We start from the raw sequence: 24311 nt of genomic DNA, 5'->3' as shown, positions 1-24311 counted from the left end.
TGTGTCGGTCCGCAGACCAGGGCGAACACCGACAATGGCGCTATTCCCGACCAAACATGTCGCATGCAAAGACCATCCGCCAGGAGGGATGTCATGAACCCGACACAGCCGACAGATGACGGATCCGGGATGGGCCTGTGCGGTCTCGACCTGATGGCGGACCAGCACCGGCTGGCCTGGCTGTTCCGCGCGGTCTCGGCCGGCGAATTCCTGGCGGTGACGGCGGCCGACGCCCCCGCGGCCCGGCGCTCGGTCCTGGAGAGCAACAACCTGGCGCACGAGACCCTGGCGGAGTGGATCGAGCAGGGGGATCGCCGCGGCATCCGCCTGACCCCGCGCGGCCGCCGCCTCTGCGTCGCCCTGGTGGCGCTGCGGGCCGAGCACGCGCGCCTGCTGTCGCATCTGGGCGTGGCCTTCGCCGAGGATGTGCGCCTGCTCGACCGCGTCGCGGTGCGCACCAGCGCGCGCAATGAATTCGTCGCCCGCGTCGCCTCCACCATGAAAGGCACGCTGCGCGAGGACGTGCTGCTGGAAGTCGCCGGACGGCGCTTCATCAAGGCGGCGATCACCCAGGCGAGCGTGGCCGCGCTGGGCCTCCGGCCGGGCATCGAGGTCTTCGCCCTGATCAAGGCATCCTCGGTGTTCCTGCTGCCCACCGGCGAGGAGGAAGCCCATGCCAGCCACAACACGCTGGCCGGCACGGTCAGCCACATCCAGCGGGACGGCGACACCACGGAGGTGACGGTCGACCTCGGCAGCGGCCTGACCGCGGTGGCCACGGGCAAGGCGGCGCTGGCCGCGCATCTCTCCGTCGGCGAACCCTGCGTGGCGGCGTTCCGCCCCAGCGCGGTCATCCTCGGCCGCGTCGCGTAGGCTGCCGCGCAGGCTATGGCGGCCCCAGGGGATCGGTGTCCCCGGCCGCCTGATGGCGTGCCAGCCGGAGCATCGCCGCCGCCGCCTGCAACAGCGTCTCCCGCTCGGCCCCGGTCAGCGCCTCGGCCATCGCCCGTTCCAGCCAGCGCTGCCGCCCGCGCATGTCCTCGGCCAGCACCTCGCGGCCGCGCGGCGTGAGCATGACCACGATCTCGCGCCGGTCGGTCTCGCTGCGCCGGCGCTCGATGCATCCCATCCGCTCCAGCCCGGAGATCAGGCGCGTCAGCGACTGCGCCTGCAGCCCCTCCTGTTTGGCCAGGCGCGCGGCCGGCATCGGCCCCTGGGCATGCAGGGTGCTGAGCAGGCCGATCCCGGACAGCGACACCCCTCCGCGCGGCCGTTCGGCGCGCAGGCGCCGTCCCAGCGACAACACCCCGCGCAGCAGCACGGCGGCATCGTCATTGTCACGCGCGGACATATGATACGTACTGCGTAGGAGTTGGCCGGGCCATATGCTACGCATAGCGTATGGATTCGCCATCGACCAGGGAGGGCGGCGACGGCGCGATGCGCCGGGCGCCGCTCGCGGGGGCGTTCGCCTGGACGCCCCGGGACGGGGTGGACGGACCGGCCATCCTGGCCGCCGGCTTCGGCATGGGCGTGCCCGTGTTGCTGGCCACCCTGCTGGGGCAGACGGCGCTCGGACTAGCCGCCGCGGTGGGCGGCCTGTTGGTGGCCGGCGCTGCGACCGGGCACGGCTTCGGCGAACAGGTCCGCCAGCTCGCCGGCACGCTCGCCGCGGCGGGCGGGGCGTCCGTCCTGGCCGTGCTGGTGGCCGGCCAGGGTCCGTGGACGGATGCGGCGCTGGCCGTCCTGGCCGGCATGGCGGCGCTGGTCGGCGGCTATAGCCGTCCGCTGGCCCTGGGCACCGGACGTGGCATCGTCTTCCTGGCGATCCTGCTGGGCATCGGCGATCTTTCCCGCGATCCGGCGAGGGTGCTGGCGCTCATGGCCGCCGGCGCGCTCTGGACCGCCTGTCTTGCCCTGGCGTTCGGCAGCCTGTTCCGGGCGCTGGCCGGCCGCCCCGCCGCAGCCACGCCGGCCACTCCGACCGCCTCGGCGCTGCAGAAATTCCGGCGCTGGCGGCGGATGCTGCGCCAGCCCGAGGGCTGGCAATACACGCTGCGGCTGACCGGCTGCCTCGCCGTTGCCGCCCTGCTGCGCACGACCTGGCCGGACCACCATTTCGGCTGGATCGCCGTGACCGTCGCGATCCTGTGCCAACGCCAGCCGGAGGCCCTGCCCCTGCGGGTGACGCAACGAGCGGTCGGGGCCGCGCTGGGCGTCGGCCTGGCCGGGCTGGTCGCCCTGCCTACCCTGCCCGGCTGGCTGCCGGCCGGCCTGATCGCCCTGCTCGGGGGACTTGGACCATGGCTGCGGGGCCGCAACTACCTTGCCTACACCGCGAGCATGACGCCGCTGATCATCCTGCTGTTCAGTGGCGGCCGGCCGGCCGGAACCGGCCCGCTGGTCGATCGCCTGCTGGCGACGGCCATCGGCGCGGCGCTGGTGGTGGGCGCCAATGCCCTGCTGCTGCGGGCGGCTCCGGTCCCCCCGCCCAACAACTTGGCGTCACGGCGGCAGGGATAACGCGAATTCGAGAAGCCCCGGGGCCACCGGCATGGATCTGCTGCGGGCCGCGCCGCCATCCCGTGCAGCGGCTTCCGCCCGCCAAGGAGAAGACCCATGAAAGTGACATGCGCGCTCGCCATGCTGGGCCTGTCGTGTGGCATGGCCCTGGCCGACGAGGATGCGGCCTTCGTCTCCGGCACCTGGACCGGGACCGGGGTCCTGCAGATGGAAGACAGGATCGACGCCTGCAGCGAGGTGCAGATGCGCTTCGCCGGCACCGCGACGAGCTACCGCTTCCTGGGCGCGTCACTCACCTGCGGAGGCAAGCATCAGGACATCCCGGACGCGGGCAGCTACGAGATCCGGCCAGGCGGGCAGATCCATTTCCGCGACGTGAAGGTCGGTCTCGTGGGAAACGGCCGCATCCACATCGACAATCCCGTGGCGGTCGCCAATGGGATGAGCGATGACTATACCGTCATCCGCCGGGGAGACGTGCTGATCTTCGCCGAAACCATGGCCCGGCCTGCCACAACCCCCTGGTTCAGCTTCGTGAGCATCATGAAGAAGGATCCGGGACCGGCGGGCCGCTGATCCAGATCCGGTGTTCCGGTGCGGGTGCCACCGTCGCCCGCACCGGAACACCCCGGTAAGCCCTCGCGCCGCGGCGCGACGATGCCCTCAGCTGGCGAGCCGGGCCGCCATGCGCTCGGCCATGGAGATGGCGGCGCGGGCGTCGCTCGCGCTCGCCGATGCCAGCACCTCGTCGGGATGCAGGTCATTGGGGCTCCGGGTCACCACCACCCGGAAACTCGCGCCCACGGGTTCCACCAGCATCCGGACCAATCCGATCTTGGAGGTAAGACAACCACTCGGTTCGGTTTTCCAAAGCTGGTTCAGAGCCACTGTAAAGATCCTTCCATTGCTTGCCGCTCAGGTTTGGCGGCGCCACAGAAACGATATGCCCGCCATCAATCCATCCCCAGAAGGATATTGCGGGAAATGGCATCTCTCTCGCGATGATGCGATCCAATTTTATCGTTACGCAGCGCGTTCAACTGCGGACCATCCCGGCCAATATGCTGCAGCCCGCGCCACGATCCGATTTCGAGCCATCCCCGCGACGGCGTGGACCGGAAAATCTCACAGAAATTCCCTTGGGATCATCAAAAAATCTTTGGTTTCACGTGATCGTAAGCCGGCAATGCATTACCACACTTCACACCAATCCTGAACAATCCAGGAATCCGAGCGTAATTCGACAGTTGCAGATTGACCCGGAAGACCCGGATTAAGAAGCACCATGAAGTCGAAAACGAAGTCATGTCCCGAAAATATTTATACACGACCATGTTCACGAGAGAATTGCGCCCGCTGACACCGGATCAGATTGTCCCGCCTCCGGGCGCCATCGCGGCGACAAAGCAGGCGCATACCGCAATGCAACAAAGAAATTCGAACTTATTGCATGCGCGTCCGGGTCATTCCCGCAGCCCATTCACAGAAACGAGAACCACTGCCGTTTGGTTATTACTTGAATCAACCTGCTGCCGGGCCAAGATAACCATCCACCGGGATGGTGCATGGATGGCAGCCCATGACGAACAACGTGCATGAAATCCGCCCCAGGGGCGGTGGCGACACCGAGAAGATCACCATCAACCTTGGCTATGTCGATCTCGGTCATATCGACCTGTTGGTTCATGACGGTTTCTATTCTAACAGAAGCGATTTCATCCGCACCGCGATCCGCAACCAGATCGAGCGCCACGCCGAGGCCACGCGGCAATCCGTCACCCGCAAAAGCCTGGATCTCGGCTTGCGGCACTTCAGCCGCGCGGACCTGGAAGCGGTGCGCGCGGCCGGGCAACGCCTCGACATCCGGGTGCTGGGCCTGGCCAGCATCGCCGATGACGTCTCCCCCGAGCTCGCCCGCGCCACCATCGCCTCGATCTCGGTGCTCGGGGCGTTGCAGGCCAGCCCGGCGGTGAAGGCCGCCCTGGCCGACCGCACCGGCTGACCCGGATCACGCCCCTCCCCGCCTGCCGTCAGGCGATGCGTCCTCTCACCCGGAGGAAGCACGCCTCCGTCCGCTTTCCTGAAAGAGTCCCGACATGAAACTGCGCCTGCATCCCGACATCATCGAGGCCACCCGCCTGACGCGCGAAGGGCGGATCGCCGAAGCCACGGCGCTGCTGCAGCGCGTGGCCGGCAGCCACGCCCCGGCGGAGACCACCCCCACACCGCCGCATGATGCCGCCCACGCACCATCCGGACGCGCGTCGCGCCTCTTCGACGTGGCGCCCGACACCGGCCAGGCGACGCCGCGCGAGCCCCCCAGGTCGACCGGCGGGACCGGCGGGACGGACAGGTTCGCCCGGCGGGGTGGCGGCACGCCCCCTCCCGGCGCGCGGGTCTCCCTGCACGATCTCGTCGCACGGCTCAGGGAACTCCACGGGCAACGGCACGCACCGGTGCGGGACGACCAAGCGCTGCCGGATGGCGCACGCTTCCTGACCGGATCCTTCAGCGGCGAAGCCGGGCGGCGCGCCTACAGGCTCTACATCCCGGGCAGCCATCGCGGCGGCCCGGCGCCGCTGCTGGTCATGCTGCATGGCTGCACCCAGTCCCCCGAGGACTTCGCCGCCGGCACCCGCATGAACAGTCTTGCCGAGGAACATGGCTGGCTGGTCGCCTATCCGGCGCAGCCGCACTCGGCCAATCCGCAGAAATGCTGGAACTGGTTCAACCCGGAGGACCAGCTTCGCGACCGTGGCGAGCCGTCGCTGGTCGCCGGCATCACGCGCCAGGTCATGCGCGAGCAGGACGTCGATCCCCGGCGTGTCTATGTCGCCGGCCTCTCCGCCGGCGGGGCCGCCGCTGCCATCATGGCGGCGACCCATCCCGACCTCTATGCCGCGGCCGGCGTGCATTCCGGCATGCCCTGCGGGGCGGCGAAGGACCTGCCCTCCGCCCTCACCGCCATGCGCCAGGGGGCTGCCTTGCCGCCCCGCCCGAACCAGCCGATGGTCCCAACCATCGTGTTCCATGGCGACGAGGATCGCATGGTGCATCCTCGCAATGGCGAGGCCGTCATCGCCCAATCGGCGGCGCGCGCCGGCGCGGACCTGCGCACCGAGCGGCTGCGGGGCCAGGTGCCCGGTGGTCACACCTTCAGCCGCGTCCTGCACAGCAAGGGCGACGGACAGACGATGCTCGAGCACTGGGTCGTGCATGGCGGCGGCCATGCCTGGTTCGGCGGCAGCGACGCCGGCTCCTACACCGACCCGCGCGGCCCCGATGCCTCGGGGGAGATGCTCCGCTTCTTCCGCCAACACGTCGGCGCCCCGGGCCAGCCGTCATAGGGGGGCGCCGGCCGGGGCGGGTCAGTGCGCCTTCGCCTGCCCGCCCGGCCGCGGCTCGCCCACCGCGAGGCGCCGCTCCAGCCGTGCCTGCCCCAGCGTCAGCAGCGAGACGATGGCCAGGTAGTACACCAGCGCCACCGCATAGAACTCGGTGTAGCGGAAGGAAGCGCTGGTCGCCCGCGTCGTCGTCGCCAGCAATTCCTGCAGCGAGATCACCGAAGCCAGCGAGGTGGTCTTCAGCAGCGTGATGAATTCGTTCACCGTCGGCGGCACCGCCACGCGCAGGCATTGCGGCAGCACCACCAGCAGGAAGGCCTGCAGCCGCGTCAGCCCCAGCGCCGCCGCCGCGGCGCGCTGCCCGTCATCCACCGCCAGCAGGGCCGCCCGGTTGATCTCGCTCTGATAGGCCGTCTCGTTCAGGCTCAGCGCCAGCCAGGCCGCGAGGAAGGGCGTGAACCAGTCCTCGCGGAACGCCGGCACGACCTGCGGCAGCGCGTTCCACACGAACAGCAGCAGCAACAGCACCGGCGTGCCGCGGAAGAACCACACATAGGCGGCGGCCAGCCCGCGCACCGGCCGCCGCGGAGAGGTGCCCATCAGCGCCACGCCCAGCCCCAGCACGATCCCCACGCCATGCGAGGCGAGGCTGAGCGCCACCGTCAGCAGCGCGCCGTGCAGGAAGGGCCAGGACAGCAGCGCGTCCAGGAACAACCCGGTATCGAAATCCATCGAAGGGAACGTCCGCGCCGGCTATTCCGGCCAGTGCAGGGGGGCCGCCGCGTCGCTTTCCGGCAGATGCCAGGTCGCGGCCAGCCGCGCGATCGTCCCGTCCGCCCGCAGCGCCTCGATATCGGCCTTGATCCGCGCGTAATCCGCCGGGTTCTTTGAGAAAAAGATGCCGAACTCGTCGGTGGCAGGCCAGGAATACGCCACCGCGAACTGTCCCTTCTGCGCCACCGCCCGGTACGCCGCCTCGGTATCCTGGGTGATCGTCGCCGCGGCCCGCCCGGTGGTGAGCTGCTGCACCGCATCCGATCCGCCCGGATAGGCCTGGATGGTGATGCCCGGCCGGCCCGCCGCCCGGAACGCCTCGTCCAGCGCGTGCAGCCGCTTCTCGTACACCGTGCCCGCCTGCACGCTGACCACCTTGCCGGCCAGGTCATCGGGGGCGGCGACGCCGCTGCTGCCCGCGCGCACCAGGATCACCTGCGCCGAGGCGATGTAGGGCACCCCGTTGAAGCGCGACAGCCGTTCGGGCGTGACGAAGGTGCCGCTCATGACGAAGTCGCATCGCTTGGCGTCGAGCCCCGGCAGCAGGCCGGTGAAATCCATCGTCAGGATGCGCAGGCTGACGCCCCAGCGCTGCGCCAGCGCCCGCGCGAGGTCGATGTCGAAGCCGACCGGCTGGCGTTCGCCCGGCCGTTCGAAGAACTCCATCGGCGCATAGGTCGGATCGGTGCACAGCGTGACGGCCCCGCCGCGCACGAAGGACGGCGCCGCGGCGTGTGCCGCCCCCGCGTCCCAGGCCAGCACGGCCGCGGCAAAGGCCAGGGCGGGAACAAGACGGCGTCGGCGCATCGGGCATCTCCTGCTGGGCACGAAGTCACCAGCATGGCCGAAGCCGGACAGACGCGGAAGAGGTCGATGGGGGTTATTCGCCGATCAGGTCACCCACCGGGGCCGGCCGCTTGGACAGGCGGATATATCGCTCCCAGACCTGGCACTGGGGCAGTTCGCCGCGCCGCCCGGCCACGGCCAGGTCCTTCTTCATCTGTTCCTGGACACCGGCATAGGCATCCGGATTGTTCGTGCGCCAGCCGATCATGGCCTGGTTGTAGCGGGCCCGCGTGGTGGTGCGCGCATCCGGCGTGTCGCAGGCGGCCCATGCCCCCGCGGCCGGCACCGCCATCGCCGCCGCCATCGCCAGCACCAGCAGCCCCCGCCCGTGATCACTCATTGCGTGTTCCTCAACCGATCCGGACTGCCGGAATAAGGCGGAACACCATTACGGGCGCATCACAAGCCTGCGCGCCAGTCAAAATGAAATATTGAATTGATGGAATAACAAAAGCCGCGCAACGCTGTAGGGCGGACGCAGTCCACCATCGCAAGCCAGCCACCTCGTGGCGCGTTGCGATGGCGGATTGCGCTGCGCTGATCCGCCCTACCTGCGCTCAGCCGAGCTCAGGCATGGCAAAAGGCTGCGCGACCTCCAGCGTGCGCGCCGCCCGCAGCACCAGGTCGTCGCGGTACTGTGCCGCCGCCAGTTGCACCGACCGTGGCAGGCCGTTACCCGACAATCCCATCGGCACCGTGATCGCAGGCTGGCGCGTCAGGCTGAACGGGAAGGTCCAGGGCGCCCAGGCGTTCCAGACCGCCTCCATCGGGTCGCCCAGCGGCGCGTCGACCAGCGGCGACATCCCCGGCACGGTCGGGCACAGCACCAGGTCGTAGCGCTGATGCAGCCGCGCCATCGCATGCGCGGCGGTGATGCGCAGTTCCTCCATCTCCATCAGCGCCGTCGCCGGCACGCCGTCATTGGCGGCCGCCACCGCGAGCAGCCCCGCATCCAGCATGTGCCGCCGCGTCTCCGGGAAGGACTGCACCAGCCGCGTCAGGGCCACGCCCCAGACGCGGCAGAACACCGCGCGCGTGTCCGGCAGGCCGGGATCGACCTCTTCCACCTCGGCGCCGGCCTCGCTGAGCAGTTGCGCCGCCTGTTCGACCGCGGCGATGCCTTCCCAGTCGACGGGTGCCTCGAAGCCCGGCCGGCGCAGCACCGCGATGCGCAGCTCGGCCACGCCTTCCTCGATGCCGTTGCGCCAGTCGCGCGGTTCCTCGGGCAGGCAGAACGGGTCGCGCAGGTCATGGCGCGCCATCACCGAGAGCATCAGCGCGGCGTCGCGCACCGTGCGGGCCAGCGGCCCGGCCACCGCGAGGTTGGCGAAGGCGCCGAGCGGCCATTGCGGCACCCGTCCGAAGCTTGGCTTCAGCCCGACCACGCCGCACCAGGCGGCGGGGATGCGCACCGAGCCACCCCCGTCGGTGCCAACGTGCAACGGCCCGAACGCCGCAGCCGCAGCCGCCGCCGCGCCCGAGGACGAACCGCCCGGCGTATGCAGCTTGTTCCAGGGATTGCGGGTGATGCCGTGCAGCGGGCAATCGCCGGGCGACTTCCAGCCGAACTCGGTGGTGGTGGTCTTGCCGACGATGACCGCGCCGTGTTCCTTCAGCGACAGCGCCACCGGCGCGTCGTCGGCCACCGGCGCGGGGTCGGTCAGGCGGGAGCCGCGCCGCGTCGGGAAGCCGGCGAGGTCGATCACGTCCTTCACCGTCACCGGCACGCCGTCGAGCAGGCCGCGCGGGCGGCCGGCGCGCCAGCGCGCCTCGCTTTCGCCGGCCTGCTTCAGCGAATGCGGGCTCATCACCGCGAACGCGTTGATCTCCGGGTTGTACCGGGCGATGCGCTCGGTCACTGCCTTCAGCACCTCCACGGGGCTGAGCGCGTGACGGGCATAATGGCCGAGCAACTCCTCGGCGGACATCAAGGCGGGATCGGTAGCGGACATGCTCTCTTCCAGGACCCGGGAATCGCGCGCAGCATAGGCAGCCGCACGCCGGAGAAAACCCCTGCCTGTCCATAAGAGCCTGATGCCCGCAATGACAGCCCCGATTCCGCAGCCTCCTGCCGTACAACAGCCGTGTCCACGCCATGGCGCCGCCTGATCCCCTGTACGCCTGGCTGCGGGCCAATCCCCTGGCCGGACGGCTGGTGCTGCGCCTCGGCACGGCGCTGCCGCTTGGCCTCGCCACCGGGCTACTGCTGTCGGCGGCCTGCGAGGCGGCCGGAATTTCGCAGAATTTCGCAGCGGTCGGCGCGGCGGTGGCGGCGCTGCTGGCCGGCACCCGACTCGCCGACGCCCTGGCTGCCCGCCTTGGCATCCCCCCTACCGACCCCTGAACGGTCCCGCCCGAACCGCGATCTCAGCCTTTCGCCGGCAGCCCCCCGGCCATGGCGAGCCCGCGTAACGTCGGCGCCGTGGCGATGCGGGCCGGCTCGCGCCCGGCGGCGGGGAAGCCGGTGAACACGTAACCGACGCCGCGAATCGAGCGGATGCAGTTGCGTTGCCCGGTGGCCGCGCCGAGCTTCAGCCGGATGCGTGACACCAGCCCGTCCACGGCGCGGTCGTCAGGCCGGAAGCCGCGCCGCAGCACCGCCCGGAACAGGTCCTCGCGCGCCACCGTCTCGCCGGCCCGTTCGTGCAGGTAGGCCAGGGTATCGAACTCCATCGAGGTCAGCGGCACCAGGCAATGGTCCGGCCCGATCAGTTCGCGCGTGGTCCGGCTGAGCACCCAGCCCGTCGGGGGGGACGCCACCGCCTCTGCGCGGCGCAGCACGGCGCGCAGCCGGGCGACGATCTCGCGGCGGGGAACCAGCTTGCTGACGAAATCGTCCGCGCCGCTTTCCAGCGCCAGCACCGGATCGATCGCGTCGGTGCCAGGGGTCAGCAGCAGGATGCCGGCCTGGGTGCGCCGGCGCAGCAGGCCGATGCGCGGCACCGCGTTCTCGCCATCCAGGAACTGGTCGAGGATGACGAGATCCGGCTCGGCCCGCTCGAGCGCCGCGCTCAGCCCGGCGAACGAGCCGTGGCGTTCGGTGCGGAATCCATAGGTTTCCAGATAATCGGCCAGATCCTCGCGATAGGCGGGGTCGTCATCGACGACCAGGATCCGGTGGGTCATGGCATGGGTCTCCGAGTCAGGGCGGGTCGGATCCCGCTCGGCATGGTTGCGGGAACATTTCGCAAAGGCCGGACCAGCACTTAAGCACCGAACCGCCTGCACGCAACGGTTCATGATCGCTGCCGGGAATGCAACCCGCCCCGGCGATTTCGCCAGGACTGAAAAACACGTTTACAGTCGAAATTTCGGGAACCCGATCGCAAAACCGTAACATATGATACGGTCTGGTATTTCCAGGGACGTAATATAACGGGTTGCAGAATGCAATGCGACGCCGTTTAGCTCGCTTCCGGCAACGCCGTGCTCGCAAGGTGTAATGCATCAGGCAACAGACCATCCTTCGATGCTGGTCCCGCCCCTTGGAGCCGGACCTCCGATTGCCGGGGAGACCGAATTGCACGCGACCCGCCTTCCCAGCGAACCGGGCGTCGCCTTCCCCCGCACCGATGCCGGGCCTGGGATGGTCCCATTCCCGCACTGGAACGGACGCCGGGACATCGGCGCAATCCCGCCCGGGGGAGCGTCATGAGCGACCAGCCCCCAACGGCAAGCCGGCCACACGGCAGATCCATTCTGCTGTTGGCATGCGTCGCCATCCTGGCGGCGGGGCTGCTGGCCGCGGCCTGGCGGCTCGCCGCCGGAATCGAGGCCCAGGCCGTGCAGGCCGGGCTGCAACAGGCGCGCCTGCTGGCCCGCTTCCTCGACCGGGACTGGACCGCCCTGCTGGCCCGGACGGAACGGCTGAACGAGCTGGCCGGCCGGATCACCCTCGCCATGCAGGCCGGCGACACCGTCCTGGCCGAGGCGCTGCGGGCCGAGCTGGCGCGCCAGATCGCGCCGGTCGGCGACAGCATCATTCAGGTGGGCGCGACCGACACACAGGGCCAGCTGCTATGGACCACCCTTGGCATGCCGCCACGGCCGGTCCCGCACGCCGACCGCGAGCACATCAGCGCGATCCTCGCGCGCGGGGCCGAGAGTTTCATCGGCCAACCGGTGGAAGGACGCGTCTCCGGGCTGCGGACCATCCAGCTGAGCCATGCGGTGCGCGATGCGAACGGAAGGCTGGCCGGGGTGGCGGTGGTGTCGCAGGCGGTCTCGGCCATCGACGCCTTCACGCGCCAGCTTGAACTGGACCCCGCGGACAGCCTGATGGTCGCGCGCGAGGACGGGCTGGTGCTGACGCGCACCGGCGGGTCCGAGCATCTGCCCTCGGCGGCGACGCTGCGGGTGCAGCTGCGTGCGCTCGGCGGCGGCGAGGCGACCGGACGGGACGAAGGCGGGGTGGACGGCCGGCTGCGGCTGTTAGCGGCCCGGCGGCTTGCCATGGCCCCGGTGGTGGTCACCGCGGCGGTCGACGCCGGCAAGTGGCTGCAGCCCGCGGCGCAGGAGGCGAGCTGGCTGCGCCACGGGGCGGCGGCCCTGGCGGCGGGCATGCTGGCGACGGCCGGGCTCGCCGTGGTGCTGCAGGAGCGGCGGCGGCGGCGGCAATCCGATCAGGACCTGCTGAACGGCATGCGCTGCGGCGAGGCGCTGCTGCGCCAGTTGGCCGGGCAGCTCAGCATGCTGGTCTGCCTGCACGATGCCGACGGGCGCTACCTGACCGTCGGCGATGCCGCCCCCGCCCTGCTCGGCATCACCCCCGAGGACCTGGTCGGCAGCATGCCCGGCAGCCTCACGCTGCCGCAGGACCACGTTATTCTCGCCCAGGCGTGGCACCGGTTGCAGTACGACGGCACCCCCCAGTGCCTGGAGATCCGCATCCGCCGCCCCGACGGCGGCATCCGCTGGGTGGAGAACGAGATCCTCCGGCTCGCGGCTCCCGGGATGGAGATCCCGGGCATGCCGGTGTTCCTCAGCGTGACCCGTGACGTGACCGCGCGGCGCTCGGCCGAAGCGGCGTCGCGCGCCGCGCAGCGGGAATTGCAGGCGGTGGTCTCGACGATGCCGGGCTTCCTGGCGCGCTCGCGCGTCCTGCATGGCGGGCTGCGCCAGGTCGGCTTCGTCTCCCCCTCGGTCGAGATGATGCTCGGCTACACCCCCGAGCAGGCCAAGGCGCCCGGCTTCTGGGACGGCAAGCTGGACCCCGAGGTGGCCGCCCGCCGTCGCGCCCGCATCGCCGCGGCCCGCGATGGGGAAAAGCTGGACCTGACCTTCCCGATGCGCCGCGCCGACGGCGCCCGGGTGTGGCTGCACGAGACCGCCACCGTCCGGCTGCGCCCGGAAGGCTGGCGCGAGATCGTCGGCTTCTTCGTCGACGTCACCGATCGCCAGGAGGCCGAGGCGGCGCTGACGCGCGCGCGCGCCGATCTCGACGACATCGTGCGCAACGGGCCGGGCGTGCTGTTCCGGCGCGTGCGCGACGAGCACGGGCGCTGGCGGATGACCTATGTCTCGGCCAACGTGCAGCGGGTGACCGGCTACACCGTCGCCGAGATAATGCGTCCCGGCTTCCTGGAAACGGTCGCCGATCTCGACGACCCCGGGGAAGACGGCACACGGCAGCAATCTGGCGAGCCATCGCGGGGACAGGAAACCTCCACCTGGGAATGCCGCTTCCGCGACCCCTCCGGCGGCACGCGCTGGCTGCGCTGCACCACGCGGCTGAAACGGCTGGAGGACGGCCAGGCCGAGATCGTGGGGGTGATGCTTGACATCACCGCCGAACGCGAGGCAGCCGAGGCGCTGGCCGGCGCCCGGCGGGAGCTCGACACCATCGCCGGGCTCGGGCCGGCGGTGCTGCTGCGGGCCATGTACGACAGGGCCGGCGAGCATATCGTCTATATCTCCGGCAATGCCGGGCAGGCCCTGGGCTACACCGCCGCCGAGCTGATGCAGCCCGGCTTCGCCTTCGGCCTGCTGCATCCGGACGACCTGAAGCCGGTCGGGGAGTTCCTGGCCCTGCTGCGTACGCGCGGCCTGCTGACCAGCGAGAAGCGCTACCGCTCCCGCGACGGCAGTTGGCGCTGGATGCGGCGCACCATCCGCGTGGTGGCCGATGACGGTACCCGGATCGAGGCGCTGGGCATCCTGATGGACATCACCCGCGAACGCGAAGCCGAGGCAGCGCGCGACCAGGCCCGCGCCGAGCTCGCCGCCATCGTCGCGGCGGGGCCGGGGGCGCTCTACCGGATCCGCATCGACGCCGATCACCGGCGCCAGGTGAACTACATGAGCGAGGCGTTCGAGCGCATCACCGGCCATCCGGTCGAGGTCATGACGGCGAACAAGATGCCCGAGCACCTGTTCGACCCGGCCACCTTCCCTCCGGGGCCGGTGCGCACCGCCGACCTGCTGCAGCGCGGCAACTTCACCCGCGAGTACCGCTTCCGCCATGCCGACGGCCACTGGATCTGGCTGCGCGACAACGTGGCCCTGGTGGCCAGCCACCCCGACGGCACCCACGACACCATCGGCTACCTGACCGACATCACCCGCGAGCGCGAAACCGCCGAGCGGGTGGCGCAGGCCGGCCGGATGGCCCTGCTCGGCGAGCTGGCGAACGGGATCGCCCACGAGCTGGAGCGCCCCCTCGCCACCGCCCGCACCGCCGCCGAACTCACCCTGGCGGGGCTGGCGACACCGCAGCCGCATATCCCGACGGCGCGGCACGGGCTGGAGCAGGTGGTCGAACTGACCCGCCGCGCCACCGCCGTGGTCGCGCACATGCGGGCGTTCGGATGCGAGGATTCCGGCCCGGTGATGCCGGTCGAGATCGCCGATGCGATCGCCGCGTCGCTGCTGATCCTGCGGGGGCGGCTGCGCCTGTCGGGGGTCGCGGTGCAGCGCGACATCCCCCCCGACCTGCCGCCGGTGCTGGCCCGCCTGATGCCGCTGGAACAGGTGCTGGTGAACCTGATCGCCAATGCCTGCGACGCCTACGAGAACGTGGCGGCGATCGACCGGGTGGTGCGCATCTCGGCGCGGGAGGTGGGCGGGCACGTGGTGCTGCGCGTGGCCGACGACGCGGGCGGGGTGTCGGACACGGTGATCGGGCGCGTGTTCGAACCGTTCTTCACCACCCGCGACGGCGCGACGGCGACCGGGCTCGGGCTGTCGATCAGCCAGGACATCGTGGCCGATTTCGGCGGCCGGCTGTCGGTCTGCAACGCCACAGACGGCGCGGTGTTCGAGATCGAGCTGCCAACCGCCGCGCTGCCGATGGAAGCCGCCGGCCTGGGGGCGAGCGGCATGGCCGCGGACTAGACGAAAGGGCAAGGGGGCGGGAAACGCGGCAGGAGAAGGCCCAGGCCCGGGCTGCGTCGCCTCGATGCCCACGTCCCGCTGCCGGAACAGGGCCGTTACCTGCTGGTGATGCGCCGCTTCGGCGAGGACGGCCCCGGCGGGTTCGCGGAGGCGCTGCGACTCGCCGGCATGCATGCCGGGCGCGAAGGATACGAGATGATCTGTGCGGGCGATCACGCGGCGAACAACGCCACGCCGCAGGATAGCGCCCCGAGGCTGGCGGGCGGGGCAACGGCCGGCCGCGCGATGCCGGCACGCACCTCACGCCGAAACGATGAGCCCGCCGATGGCGGATCGCGGCAACGATCCGCCGCGGGCGGGGCGGCAGGCGTCAGCGCCGCAGGGCGGGGGCAGGCAGGCGGGCGAAGCCGAAGTCCCGCACTTCAAGTTCCGCGAGATGCTCGACCCCGGAAATGACCGCCATCGCCGCCAGCACCAGGCCGCAGCCGGCCCAGAAATTCCCAGCCGAGAACACGAAGATCGCGATCAGGGTGAGCGCGAACGCGATCACATAGCCGCCGCGCCGGAGTCCGTCCTCTGCCTGCATGGCCCAAAGCTCCTTGCTTCGGTCTGCAGGATGACGGGACGTTCGGGCACCAATTGGTCGGGATCGTGGCGGGAGTTTGGCAGGCTTGATCTTGCCAGGCGGTGCGCCTATCACCACTGACACATGTCCAGGGAAGTGTCCGAGGGGACAACCCGCGACAAATCCTCAATTTTGCGTTCGCTCCGCTGTCATCCGGTTCCCTGCGCATGAATGCCTCTGCTGACCTGCTCTCGCCGCTGGCGAGCGGGTCGCCCCCGGCGACGACCGATCCGATTCTCTGGCACCACGCCTCCTTGTGCCAGTTCGCGCTGCCCCTGCGTGCCTCCGCCAAGACCAGTTGGCGGCGGGAATGGGACGGCGCGTTCCTCGCCATCGAGGCGGCCGAGGGCGTCACCCTGCCGACGGGCCGCTTCGCGCGCCTGTTGTTGATGTACCTGTGCGACAGCGTGCACCGCTCCGGCGGCACCGTCGTGGAACTGGGCGAGAACATCGCCGCGGTGGCGCGCGCGCTCGGGGCCGAGGTCAAGGGCGCCCGGCTGCGGGAGATGGAGGAACAGCTCGCCCGGCTGTTGTCCACGCGCATCACCCTCGCCGGCGACGGCGCCGCCGCGCTGGCCCTGTTCGACGCGCGCGCACGCAGCCGCGGCGCCCCGGGATGGCGCTCCACCGCGCGGCTGAATGCGCGCTTCGTCGCCAGCCTGGCGGAATCAGCGGTGGCGCTGCAGCGGCATATCGTGCTGGCACTGCTCGATTCGCCGCTCGCCATGGACCTGTATGCGTTCATCGCGGCGGCGCAGTTGCGGGCCCAGGCGGCAACACCGGTCACGGCCGGATGGGACGAGCTGCGCGAACGCTTCGGCACGGCATCGCAATCCATTCCGGAGCTGCGCAGCACGGTCGAGCCGGCCCTGGACCTGATTCGCCAGCTCTGGCCGGAGCTCCCGGTCGAGATCGGCAAGAACGGGATCGTGGTGCAGGTGGGCGCGGCGCCGGCGCGGCCGGCCGTCCAGGCCGCATCGCCGGAACCGGCCGCCGAGACCGAGGAAGCGGCCGCGCCACCGGTCATGACCCCGGAGCCGGCCCCCGAACCGGATCCGGAACCGGACCCGGAACCGGTCGTGGTCACAGCCGTGGAGGCCGAGGCCCCTCCCCCGCCTCCATCGCCCGCCGCCCCCCTCACCGACCAGCCTTTCGAAGACCGGCTCTCTCGCAGGCAACCGCCCGAGGATCCCTCGCGCCGCCAGTCGCGCCAGACCGTCAGCCTGAAATCCCACCTGACCGGCCTGCCGCAGGTGATCTGGCTGCAGCGCTCCAACGGGCGCGATACGCCGGTCATCGAGGTCACGCCAGGCGGACGCTACGATCCGGAAACGCGCACGGTGATCGCGCTGGAGCCGGTGACGCTGCAGATCGCCGGTGGGCTCTACGCCCGTGACTTCGAGCGGGTGGCCGCCTGGGCGGCCGCCAACCGCGACCTGATCGACGACTGGTGGGACAGCCGGATCGACGGGTTCGAGGAAGTATCGGGCCGCGTGCGGAAAGTGCCGGCACCGACCTGGCGTTAGGGATGTGCCGCCGGCGCGGCGGCACCGGACAGCGTGGGCAGGGCCGCCTGCTTCCAGGCGGCAAGCCCGCCCTGCAGATGTGCGGTCACCGCCACCCCGGCCGCCGCGCACCTGGCGAGCGCCAGCGCCGAACGCTTGCCGATGCCGCAATGCAGGACCACCTCGCGCCCGCCGCCCACCGGCAGCGCCGCCGGGTCGAAGCTGGACAAGGGGAACAGCAGCGCGCCGGGAATCCGCTCGTCCCGGTATTCATCCGGCTCGCGCACATCCACCAGAACGATGCTGTGGCGCTGCAACGCCTCCTGCAGCTCCACCGGGGTCATCTCATGCGGCACGGGGGACATCCCGACTCCTTTCGCAATGATCCGAAGGCGGATGTAAGCTTAATTTCCTTCTTGCACAATTAATAAAATTCCCCCATTCCAGGCGACTGACGCAGGAACGGCGGAACCATGGAACGGATGCGTGGCATCGCGGCAGCGATGGTGATGGGGGCGGCCATGCTGGCAACCCCGGCAGGTGCGCAGGCGCCGGCGCCCGGCGGCGGAACGTCGGCGGACCTGGCCAAAGGCCGTGCGGTGGCGATGGAATTCCAGGACAGGCTGAAGCAGCAATTGCTCGGTGCCCTGAACAGCGGCGGGCCGACTCTTGCAATCGGCGTGTGCAAGGAAGCGGCCCCGACGATCGCGCGGGAGATCGGCGCGCGCACCGGCACCACGGTCTGGCGCGTCAGCCTGAAGGCGCGCAACCCGAAGGGCCGGCCGGATGCGTGGGAAGCGGCGACGCTCGAACATTTCGCAACGCAGCGCGCGGCCGGGGCCGATCCCGCCGGGCTGGAAGCGGTGACGGCGACCGATGGCCCCCAGGGCCGCAGCGTGCGGATGCTGAAGGCGATCCCGATGGCGGAGATGTGCACGCAATGCCACGGCCGGACCATTGCGCCGGAGGTGGCGGCGCGAATCGCCGAAGCCTATCCACAGGACACCGCCACCGGCTATGCGCCGGGCGAGATCCGCGGCGCCGTCTCGGTCAGTTGGACCGAGACGCGGCCCTGACGCCGGCCGCAGTCCCGATTCAGAGATCCTCGATGGCACGTGCCGCCGCATCGATCGCGGCGGCGACGGCCTCGATCCCGGCGGCATCCAGCGGACGCGCCTGCACGCGCGCCCGCACGCTGCCGGCAAGCGCCTCCATCGCGCGCAACACCTGCGGCGGGATGCCGCGATGCGCCGGACCGGCGGCCAGGCGCGAGAGGATCGCCTCCACCGCCGGTCGATTCGGCTCCAGATCGGCCGCCCCGGCCTCGGTGAGGGCATAGAGCCGGCGGCCGGCCCGCTCCTCGGTCACCGAGGCGTGGCCGAGTTCCTCAAGCAGGGTCAGCGTCGGATAGATCACGCCGGGGCTCGGGCTGTAGCCCTGGCCGACGCACTGCTCCAGCGCCTTGATGATCTCGTAGCCATGGCGCGGCTTCTCGGCGAGCAGCGCCATGATCAGCAGGCGCAGGTCACCGTTGTCGAACACCCGGCCGCGGCGCCGGCCGATCCCGAGGCCCAGCCCGCACCCGCCCCCGCCGCGCTGGCGGGCCACCCCGGGCGCACATCCCATGCCGGCCCAGCCGGGACCGAACGGACATTCCTGTCCGGTCGGCGGGGCGGAGCTGGACGGGAGATTATCTGAGTGGGCCATGGGGTCACTCCCGGGGAAGGCGGCACGTGATGATCCTTGTGACGGGCGCGGGACATCCTGTCGAGGGATAGCGGCCCCGTCCCTTCCCGGACTTCCCCTGCTTGACCACGCCCGCGTGACTTGCGAGCTTGCCTCCGTCGTGCTCCAGGCTTGGAAAGGCCGTGTCCCGCAACGACGCCCCGTGGCGGATCGTGGGATCATCGGCGCCGGTGCCGTTCGGGTGAGATCCCGGACTCCTGTTGGCAGGACCGGCGGGTGTGCCCTGCCCCGTCGTGCTCCCGTATCCCCTGCAATCCCGGCCGCCTTCCTGCGCCGGACCGATCTCGTGGCCGGAGAAATCGTGATGTTCGCGATGCTGAGGAAAAAAGTGCTGGGCGACACGGCGGCAACGCGGATCGAACGGCTCGAGCCGACCGAACTGCATCGACGCCTCGTGGACGCCGATCCCGCCCTGGTACTGGACGTACGGGAACCCGACGAGTTCGCCGCCTGGCACATTCCGGGCGCGCGCAACCTGCCGCTGCGCCGGGTGCGCGACCGGGCGCATGCAGTGGCACGCACTGAACGGAAAGTCGTGCTGGTGTGCTTCTCCGGCGCGCGCGCCACGCGGGCAGCAGAGTTGCTGCAGGTGGCGGGACTGCGCGACCTCGCGGTGCTGCATGGCGGCACCGCGGCGTGGCGGCACAGCCACCTGCCGCTGGAGGGCGGCCTCTCGGCGGAAGACGAGTTCGCCGGATAAAAGCGCGACGTCCGGATCGCTAGGCCGGCACGGCATCGAGCAGGGCCAGGAAGTGCCGCGCGGCGCCCTCCTGCGCACCTGATCCCTCGACCGAGGTCGCCACCACCAGTTCCCAGCAGATCTCCGGCCCGGCCAAGCGGGCAATGCCGAGCGAGGACCGCCGCACCTCCGCCACCGCCTCCGGCACCAGCGCGATGCCCAGCCCGCGGGCCACCAGCGCGAGCTGGGTGTCGAGGTCGCTGATCTCGAAGGCGATGCGCCGCTCGAGGCCGGCCGCGAGGAAGGCCCGGTCGGTCAACTGCCGTGTGCCCCAGGCCGGCTCGAACTCGACGAAGGCTTCCGCCCGCAACGCCGCCAGGGCCACCCCCTCCCGCCCCGCGAGGGGATGGGCGGGGGCACAGGCCACCACCAGTTCCTCGCAGGCGATCAACCGGGTGGCGATCCCGGCGGAGGCATCGCAGAGCGGCAGGAAGGCCAGATCAAGTCGCCCGTTGCGGACCTTCTCCAGCAGATGCGCCGGACTGCCCTGGCACAGCCGCACCTCGATGCCGGGATGCCGCGCATGGAAACGGGCAAGCAACGCCGGAAGATCGAGGAACGCCGGCAGGCTCTGCACGGTGCCGATGCCCAGCGTGCCGCGCTGCAGCCCCTTGACCGCCGCAACGGCCAGCCGTGCCTGCTCCACTGCCTCCAGCGCCACCCGCGCCTGCTCCAGAAACGCCTGGCCGGCCGGGGTGAGGCGGACGCTGCGGGTGCTGCGGACGAACAGCTTCGCGTCCAGTTCCTGTTCCAGTGCCCGGATCGAGGCCGACAGCGCTGACTGCACGATGTTCACCCGCTGCGCGGCGCGGGTGAAATGCTGAGCCTCGGCCACCGCCAGGAAATGCTGCAACTGCCTCAGTTCCACCGGACTCACGCCCATTCAGCAATGGCACAGCTTAATGTCATCTTTCCAATCTATTTGAAAGCCGAATGCCGGCGCACGACGTTGGCTGCCAGACAGGAGGCCTGCATGGACAGCAGCACGACGACACCGCTTCCCACCCGCCGCTTCGGCCGCACCGACATGGCGATCACCCGCGTCGGCTTCGGCGCCTGGGCGATCGGCGGCCCGGACTGGGCAGTCGGCTGGGGCAGCCAGGACGACCGCGACTCGGTTGCCGCCATCCGCCACGCCGTCAGCCGCGGCATCAACTGGATCGACACCGCCGCTGTGTACGGGCTGGGCCATTCGGAGGAAGTCGTCGGGGAAGCGCTCGCCGGCATCCCGGCCTCCGAGCGCCCCTATGTCTTCACCAAGGGCGGCCTGGTCTGGGACGAGGCCGACCGTCAGGCCATGCCGCGCCGCGTTGGCGCCGCGGCGAGCCTGCGCCGCGAGGTGGACGCATCGCTGCGGCGGCTCGGCGTGGAGCGCATCGATCTCTACCAGATGCATTGGCCGGCCAATGACGGCACAGCGCTGGAAGATTACTGGGGCACGCTGCTGGCACTGAAACAGGAAGGCAAGCTGCGCGCGGTCGGCCTGTCCAACCACGATGCCGCCCAACTGGAAGCGGCGGAACGGGTGGGACACGTGGACACGCTGCAGCCGCCCTTCTCGGCGATCCGCCGCGACGTCGCCGCGGCCGAACTGCCCTGGTGCGAGGCCCATGGGACCGGCGTGATCGTGTACAGCCCGATGCAGGCCGGGCTGCTCACCGGCCGCTTCTCGGCCGCGCGGGCACAGGCGCTGCCGGCCGATGACTGGCGCTCCCGCAGCCCGGAATTCTTGGGTGAGAAACTGACGCGCAACCTGGCACTGGCCGAGGCGCTGCGGCCGATCGCACAGCGGCACGGCGCCACCGTGCCTGCTGTCGCAGTCGCCTGGACCCTGGCCTGGCCCGCCGTCAGCGGCGCCATCGTCGGCGCGCGCAGCGCCGCCCAGGTGGATGGCTGGATCGGGGCCGCGACCCTGACACTGACCCGGCAGGACCTGGAAGAGATCAGCGCCGCCATCACGGCCACCGGCGCCGGAAGTGGGCCGAGCCTGCCGAACACCTGAAAGCTCATGTAGGGCGGACGCAGTCCGCCAACGCAAGCCGGCAACCTTGCGATGGCGGACTGCGTCCGCCCTACACGTGCCTTACGCGGTCTCGTCCCGTCCGCGCTGCCGCCGCCCCAGCGCCAGTTCCGTCACCACGCCGTGCAGCGTGCGCAGCTCCTGCTCGGTGACTTCGCCGCGCTGGAAGAAATGCCGGATGTTGCGCACCATCCCCGGGCGCTTCGGCGCGTTGCGCAGGAAGCCGCATTCATCCAGCTCGGCGACCAGGTGGGTCAGGAAATTCTCCAGCTCCGCCTTGGTGGCGATGCGGGTTTCGTTGGTCATCAACTGGCGCGGCACGGTCGGCTCGTCGGCGCACCACCACTCATAGGCCATGACCATGACCGCCTGCGCGAGATTGAGCGACATGAAGGCGGGGTTGAGCGGATAGCGCACCAGCGCGTCCGCATGCGCCATGTCGTCGTTGTCCAACCCGGCACGCTCAGGGCCGAACAGCAGCCCCACGCGCAGGTCGCGGGCAGTGATGGCGCGCAGCTCCGCCGCGGCGCCGCGCGCGGTCATCACCGGCTTGACGATGTGGCGCGGCCGCGGGCAGGTGGCGAAGACATGGTGCAGGTCGGCGACCGCGTCGGCGACGCTCTCGTGCACCGTCAGCGCATCCAGGATGCGGTCCGCGCCGGAGGCGTTGCGCCAGGCCTTCTCCTGCGGCCAGCCGTCGCGCGGGGCGACCAGGCGCAAATGGAACAGGCCGCCATTGGCCATGGCGCGGGCGACCGCGCCGATATTGTCGGCAAGCTGCGGGCGCACCAGCACCACCACCGGGCTGTTGCCAATTGGGTGCAGGTCCGCCCCGCCATCACGTCCGGTCACGTCGTTTTCCGTTTCTGCTTCCGTCACTTCGGGTGAGCCGCCAGCCAGGCGCGCATCATCGCGATCTCCGCCTGCTGCGTCCTGATGACATCCTCGGCGAGCTTGCGGATCTGCGGGTCGCTGCCGTGCTGCAGCAGCACCTGCGCCATGTCCACGGCGCCCTGGTGATGCGGGATCATCGCCAGCACGAAGTCGCGGTCCGCGTTGCCCGACCAGGGCACGTTCATCTGCTCGTGCATCCGGCGCATCGCCGCCTCGTAGCCGGCGATCGCCGCGGCATCGGCCGGCGCCGGCGGGATGTCGACCCGCGCCGCCGCCTCGCTGGCCGCCCCCCCATGGTGATGCGGCAGCGCCTGCGCCCCGGCGGGGCCACGCGGCACCAGGATCATCGCCCCGCACAGCAGCAGGGCGGCCAACGGCAGCATCACGCGCATCGCGTCCTTCTCCCTGATCAGGCCCGCCGCCACGTCGTCCCCTTCGGCCCGTCCTCCAGCACCACCCCCTCGGCCTCCAGCGCGCGGCGGATCGCGTCGGCCCGGGCGAAATCACGCGCCTTGCGGGCAGCGGTCCGCTCGGCGATGCGCGCCTCGATGGCGCCACCGTCCAGCCCGCCGCGGAACCAGTCCCCCGGATCCTGCTGCAGCACCCCCAGCAGCGATCCCGCGGCGCGCAATCCCGTCGCCGCCGCCACATCCCCGGCCAGCGCCGCATCGGCCAGACCATGCATGGCGGAGATCGCCAGCGGCGTGTTGAGGTCGTCGCACAGCGCGTCCAGCACCGCTTCCGGCACATCCCCGCCCGCTTCCCCCGGCGTGCGCTCCAGCGCGCGATACCAGCGGTCGAGCTCGCCGCGTGTCTCCGCCAGGCCCGCATCGGAGAAATCGAGCACGGCCCGATACTGCGCCCGCAGCAACAGCAGCCGGATCGCCTCGCCCGGTGCCTTGGCCAGCACCTCGCGCACGGTGAAGAAGTTGCCGAGGCTCTTCGACATCTTCTCGCCGTTCACCAACAGCATGCCGTTATGCACCCAGACCCGGGCGAAGCGGCTGCCGGGGAAGGCGCAGACCGACTGCGCCAGTTCGTTCTCGTGGTGCGGGAAGATCAGGTCGGTGCCGCCGCCATGGATATCGAAGGTCTCGCCCAGATAGCGCCAGGACATGGCGCTGCACTCGATGTGCCAGCCCGGGCGGCCCCGCCCCCACGGGCTGTCCCAGCCCGGCAGCTCCGGCGTCGAGGGCTTCCACAGCACGAAATCACCGGCATCGCGCTTGTACGGCGCGACATCGACCCGCGCCCCCGCCTGCAACTCGTCGGGGCTGCGCCCGGACAGCCGGCCGTACCCCGGGAAGCTGCCGACGGCGAACAGCACATGGCCCTCGGCCACATAGGCATGGCCATTGGCGACAAGGCGCTCGATCAGCGCGATCATCTCGGCGATGTGCGCGGTGGCCCGCGGTTCCACATCGGGCGGCGAGGCCCCAAGGGCCACCATGTCGGCATGGTAGTCGGCGGTGGTGCGGGCGGTGATGGCGCCGATTGGCTCGCCGCTCTGCTGCGCGCGCGCGTTGATCTTGTCGTCCACGTCGGTGATGTTGCGGACATAGGTGACGCGCGGATACAGGCGCCGCAGCAGTCGCGCCAGCACGTCGAACACCACCACCGGCCGCGCATTGCCCAGATGCGCCAGGTCATAAACGGTCGGCCCACACACGTACAAGCGCACATGACCAGGATCGAGCGGCTCGAACCGCTCTTTCTGACGGGTCAGGCTGTTGTGCAGGCGCAACTCGGGCATCTTGGCCAGTCTCCGCAGGCTTGGACCAGCTTTGTCGGCCAGCCCGCTCGCCAAATCAATCGTCTGCGCGGGGCGTTGCCCCGCACCCTACCAGGAGGCTTCGCCTCCTGGACCTCCACGTCGTGCGAATGCGCGCCGTCGCGCGACGGGCCGTAGGCCCTTGGATCCCGATTCGGTTCCTGGGAGGGGGGCCGACCTCGCCGGTGACGG

General features: G+C 70.6%; 25 protein-coding genes. 11 read left to right on the top strand and 14 right to left on the bottom strand.

What is annotated here, in order from left to right; genetic code table 11:
* The first annotated feature begins 93 nt into the window (after nucleotides 1-93).
* Nucleotides 94-873 (top strand): TOBE domain-containing protein, encoded by a 780-nt coding sequence (locus NBY65_RS14615; RefSeq protein ID WP_162530808.1) that lies wholly within the window; start codon nucleotides 94-96, stop codon nucleotides 871-873.
* A gap of 13 nt (nucleotides 874-886) precedes the next feature.
* On the opposite strand, the gene NBY65_RS14610 is transcribed toward NBY65_RS14615, so the two are convergent.
* Complete coding sequence (locus NBY65_RS14610; RefSeq protein ID WP_150044018.1) at nucleotides 887-1351, bottom strand: MarR family winged helix-turn-helix transcriptional regulator; 465 nt, start codon at nucleotides 1349-1351, stop codon at nucleotides 887-889.
* 50 nt (nucleotides 1352-1401) lie between these two features.
* Between NBY65_RS14610 and NBY65_RS14605 the strand changes: the two genes are divergently transcribed.
* A complete protein-coding gene (locus NBY65_RS14605) occupies nucleotides 1402-2523 on the top strand; it encodes an FUSC family protein (protein ID WP_162530807.1) in 1122 nt (373 codons plus the stop codon).
* 96 nt (nucleotides 2524-2619) lie between these two features.
* Nucleotides 2620-3099 carry a hypothetical protein gene (locus tag NBY65_RS14600; RefSeq protein WP_150044014.1) on the top strand — a complete coding sequence of 160 codons (480 nt, stop codon included), beginning with the start codon at nucleotides 2620-2622 and terminating at the stop codon, nucleotides 3097-3099.
* An 87-nt stretch (nucleotides 3100-3186) separates the two neighbouring features.
* Here the strand turns inward: NBY65_RS14600 and NBY65_RS14595 are convergent, their stop codons facing one another.
* Entirely contained in the window at nucleotides 3187-3342 is a 156-nt protein-coding gene (locus tag NBY65_RS14595; protein WP_162530806.1) for a hypothetical protein, read from the bottom strand.
* Nucleotides 3343-4102: 760 nt separating this feature from the next.
* Here NBY65_RS14595 and NBY65_RS14590 point away from each other — a divergent pair.
* The gene (locus NBY65_RS14590) at nucleotides 4103-4525 is read left to right on the top strand and encodes a CopG family transcriptional regulator (RefSeq protein WP_150044012.1); all 423 of its coding nucleotides are present in this window, start codon (nucleotides 4103-4105) and stop codon (nucleotides 4523-4525) included.
* A gap of 94 nt (nucleotides 4526-4619) precedes the next feature.
* The gene (locus NBY65_RS14585) at nucleotides 4620-5870 is read left to right on the top strand and encodes an extracellular catalytic domain type 1 short-chain-length polyhydroxyalkanoate depolymerase (RefSeq protein ID WP_150044010.1); all 1251 of its coding nucleotides are present in this window, start codon (nucleotides 4620-4622) and stop codon (nucleotides 5868-5870) included.
* Nucleotides 5871-5891: 21 nt separating this feature from the next.
* Here the strand turns inward: NBY65_RS14585 and NBY65_RS14580 are convergent, their stop codons facing one another.
* The 4 genes from NBY65_RS14580 to NBY65_RS14565 form a co-directional block, all read right to left on the bottom strand.
* On the bottom strand, nucleotides 5892-6599 hold the full coding sequence (locus tag NBY65_RS14580) for an amino acid ABC transporter permease (protein WP_150044009.1): 708 nt from the start codon (nucleotides 6597-6599) through the stop codon (nucleotides 5892-5894).
* 21 nt (nucleotides 6600-6620) lie between these two features.
* Complete coding sequence (locus tag NBY65_RS14575) at nucleotides 6621-7448, bottom strand: ABC transporter substrate-binding protein (protein ID WP_150044007.1); 828 nt, start codon at nucleotides 7446-7448, stop codon at nucleotides 6621-6623.
* A 73-nt stretch (nucleotides 7449-7521) separates the two neighbouring features.
* Nucleotides 7522-7827, bottom strand: coding sequence for a hypothetical protein (locus NBY65_RS14570; RefSeq protein WP_150044005.1), 306 nt, complete (start codon nucleotides 7825-7827; stop codon nucleotides 7522-7524).
* Between the two features lie 217 nt (nucleotides 7828-8044).
* A complete protein-coding gene (locus tag NBY65_RS14565; protein ID WP_150044003.1) occupies nucleotides 8045-9439 on the bottom strand; it encodes an amidase in 1395 nt (464 codons plus the stop codon).
* Nucleotides 9440-9582: 143 nt separating this feature from the next.
* Between NBY65_RS14565 and NBY65_RS14560 the strand changes: the two genes are divergently transcribed.
* Complete coding sequence (locus tag NBY65_RS14560; protein WP_150044001.1) at nucleotides 9583-9831, top strand: hypothetical protein; 249 nt, start codon at nucleotides 9583-9585, stop codon at nucleotides 9829-9831.
* A gap of 23 nt (nucleotides 9832-9854) precedes the next feature.
* On the opposite strand, the gene NBY65_RS14555 is transcribed toward NBY65_RS14560, so the two are convergent.
* On the bottom strand, nucleotides 9855-10613 hold the full coding sequence (locus NBY65_RS14555) for a response regulator transcription factor (RefSeq protein WP_162530805.1): 759 nt from the start codon (nucleotides 10611-10613) through the stop codon (nucleotides 9855-9857).
* 525 nt (nucleotides 10614-11138) lie between these two features.
* On the opposite strand from NBY65_RS14555, the gene NBY65_RS14550 reads away from it, so the two are divergent.
* Nucleotides 11139-14819, top strand: a complete 3681-nt coding sequence (locus NBY65_RS14550) for a PAS domain S-box protein (RefSeq protein WP_150043998.1) — start codon at nucleotides 11139-11141, stop codon at nucleotides 14817-14819.
* A gap of 370 nt (nucleotides 14820-15189) precedes the next feature.
* Here NBY65_RS14550 and NBY65_RS14545 read toward each other — a convergent pair whose 3' ends face one another.
* Entirely contained in the window at nucleotides 15190-15405 is a 216-nt protein-coding gene (locus NBY65_RS14545; RefSeq protein ID WP_150043996.1) for a hypothetical protein, read from the bottom strand.
* A 206-nt stretch (nucleotides 15406-15611) separates the two neighbouring features.
* On the opposite strand from NBY65_RS14545, the gene NBY65_RS14540 reads away from it, so the two are divergent.
* On the top strand, nucleotides 15612-16970 hold the full coding sequence (locus tag NBY65_RS14540; protein WP_150043994.1) for a replication protein RepA: 1359 nt from the start codon (nucleotides 15612-15614) through the stop codon (nucleotides 16968-16970).
* Here NBY65_RS14540 and NBY65_RS14535 read toward each other — a convergent pair.
* Nucleotides 16967-17314, bottom strand: a complete 348-nt coding sequence (locus NBY65_RS14535) for a rhodanese-like domain-containing protein (RefSeq protein WP_150043992.1) — start codon at nucleotides 17312-17314, stop codon at nucleotides 16967-16969. The genes NBY65_RS14540 and NBY65_RS14535 overlap by 4 nt on opposite strands.
* Before the next feature lie 108 nt (nucleotides 17315-17422).
* Between NBY65_RS14535 and NBY65_RS14530 the strand changes: the two genes are divergently transcribed.
* A complete protein-coding gene (locus tag NBY65_RS14530; RefSeq protein WP_150043990.1) occupies nucleotides 17423-18025 on the top strand; it encodes a Tll0287-like domain-containing protein in 603 nt (200 codons plus the stop codon).
* Between the two features lie 19 nt (nucleotides 18026-18044).
* Here NBY65_RS14530 and NBY65_RS14525 read toward each other — a convergent pair whose 3' ends face one another.
* Nucleotides 18045-18656, bottom strand: coding sequence for a PadR family transcriptional regulator (locus NBY65_RS14525; RefSeq protein WP_203330664.1), 612 nt, complete (start codon nucleotides 18654-18656; stop codon nucleotides 18045-18047).
* A gap of 343 nt (nucleotides 18657-18999) precedes the next feature.
* Between NBY65_RS14525 and NBY65_RS14520 the strand changes: the two genes are divergently transcribed.
* Nucleotides 19000-19395: a rhodanese-like domain-containing protein gene (locus NBY65_RS14520; protein WP_162530804.1), complete on the top strand. Its 396-nt coding sequence runs from the start codon at nucleotides 19000-19002 to the stop codon at nucleotides 19393-19395.
* A gap of 19 nt (nucleotides 19396-19414) precedes the next feature.
* Here NBY65_RS14520 and NBY65_RS14515 read toward each other — a convergent pair whose 3' ends face one another.
* Nucleotides 19415-20311 carry a LysR family transcriptional regulator gene (locus NBY65_RS14515; RefSeq protein WP_239003055.1) on the bottom strand — a complete coding sequence of 299 codons (897 nt, stop codon included), beginning with the start codon at nucleotides 20309-20311 and terminating at the stop codon, nucleotides 19415-19417.
* A 96-nt stretch (nucleotides 20312-20407) separates the two neighbouring features.
* Between NBY65_RS14515 and NBY65_RS14510 the strand changes: the two genes are divergently transcribed.
* On the top strand, nucleotides 20408-21436 hold the full coding sequence (locus NBY65_RS14510; protein WP_150043984.1) for an aldo/keto reductase: 1029 nt from the start codon (nucleotides 20408-20410) through the stop codon (nucleotides 21434-21436).
* Between the two features lie 81 nt (nucleotides 21437-21517).
* Here NBY65_RS14510 and NBY65_RS14505 read toward each other — a convergent pair whose 3' ends face one another.
* From NBY65_RS14505 to cysS, 3 genes are read right to left on the bottom strand one after another with little or no spacing between them, the layout of a single operon-like run.
* Nucleotides 21518-22306, bottom strand: coding sequence for an RNA methyltransferase (locus NBY65_RS14505; protein WP_150040723.1), 789 nt, complete (start codon nucleotides 22304-22306; stop codon nucleotides 21518-21520).
* Between the two features lie 23 nt (nucleotides 22307-22329).
* On the bottom strand, nucleotides 22330-22740 hold the full coding sequence (gene copM / locus NBY65_RS14500; RefSeq protein ID WP_150040722.1) for a CopM family metallochaperone: 411 nt from the start codon (nucleotides 22738-22740) through the stop codon (nucleotides 22330-22332).
* 17 nt (nucleotides 22741-22757) lie between these two features.
* Nucleotides 22758-24101, bottom strand: coding sequence for a cysteine--tRNA ligase (gene cysS / locus NBY65_RS14495; RefSeq protein ID WP_150040721.1), 1344 nt, complete (start codon nucleotides 24099-24101; stop codon nucleotides 22758-22760).
* Between the last annotated feature and the right edge of the window lie 210 nt (nucleotides 24102-24311).

The organism is Rhodovastum atsumiense, from assembly GCF_937425535.1.
GTDB classification, from domain to species: Bacteria; Pseudomonadota; Alphaproteobacteria; order Acetobacterales; family Acetobacteraceae; genus Rhodovastum; species Rhodovastum atsumiense.
This window is presented reverse-complemented; position numbering and strand designations above follow the sequence as displayed.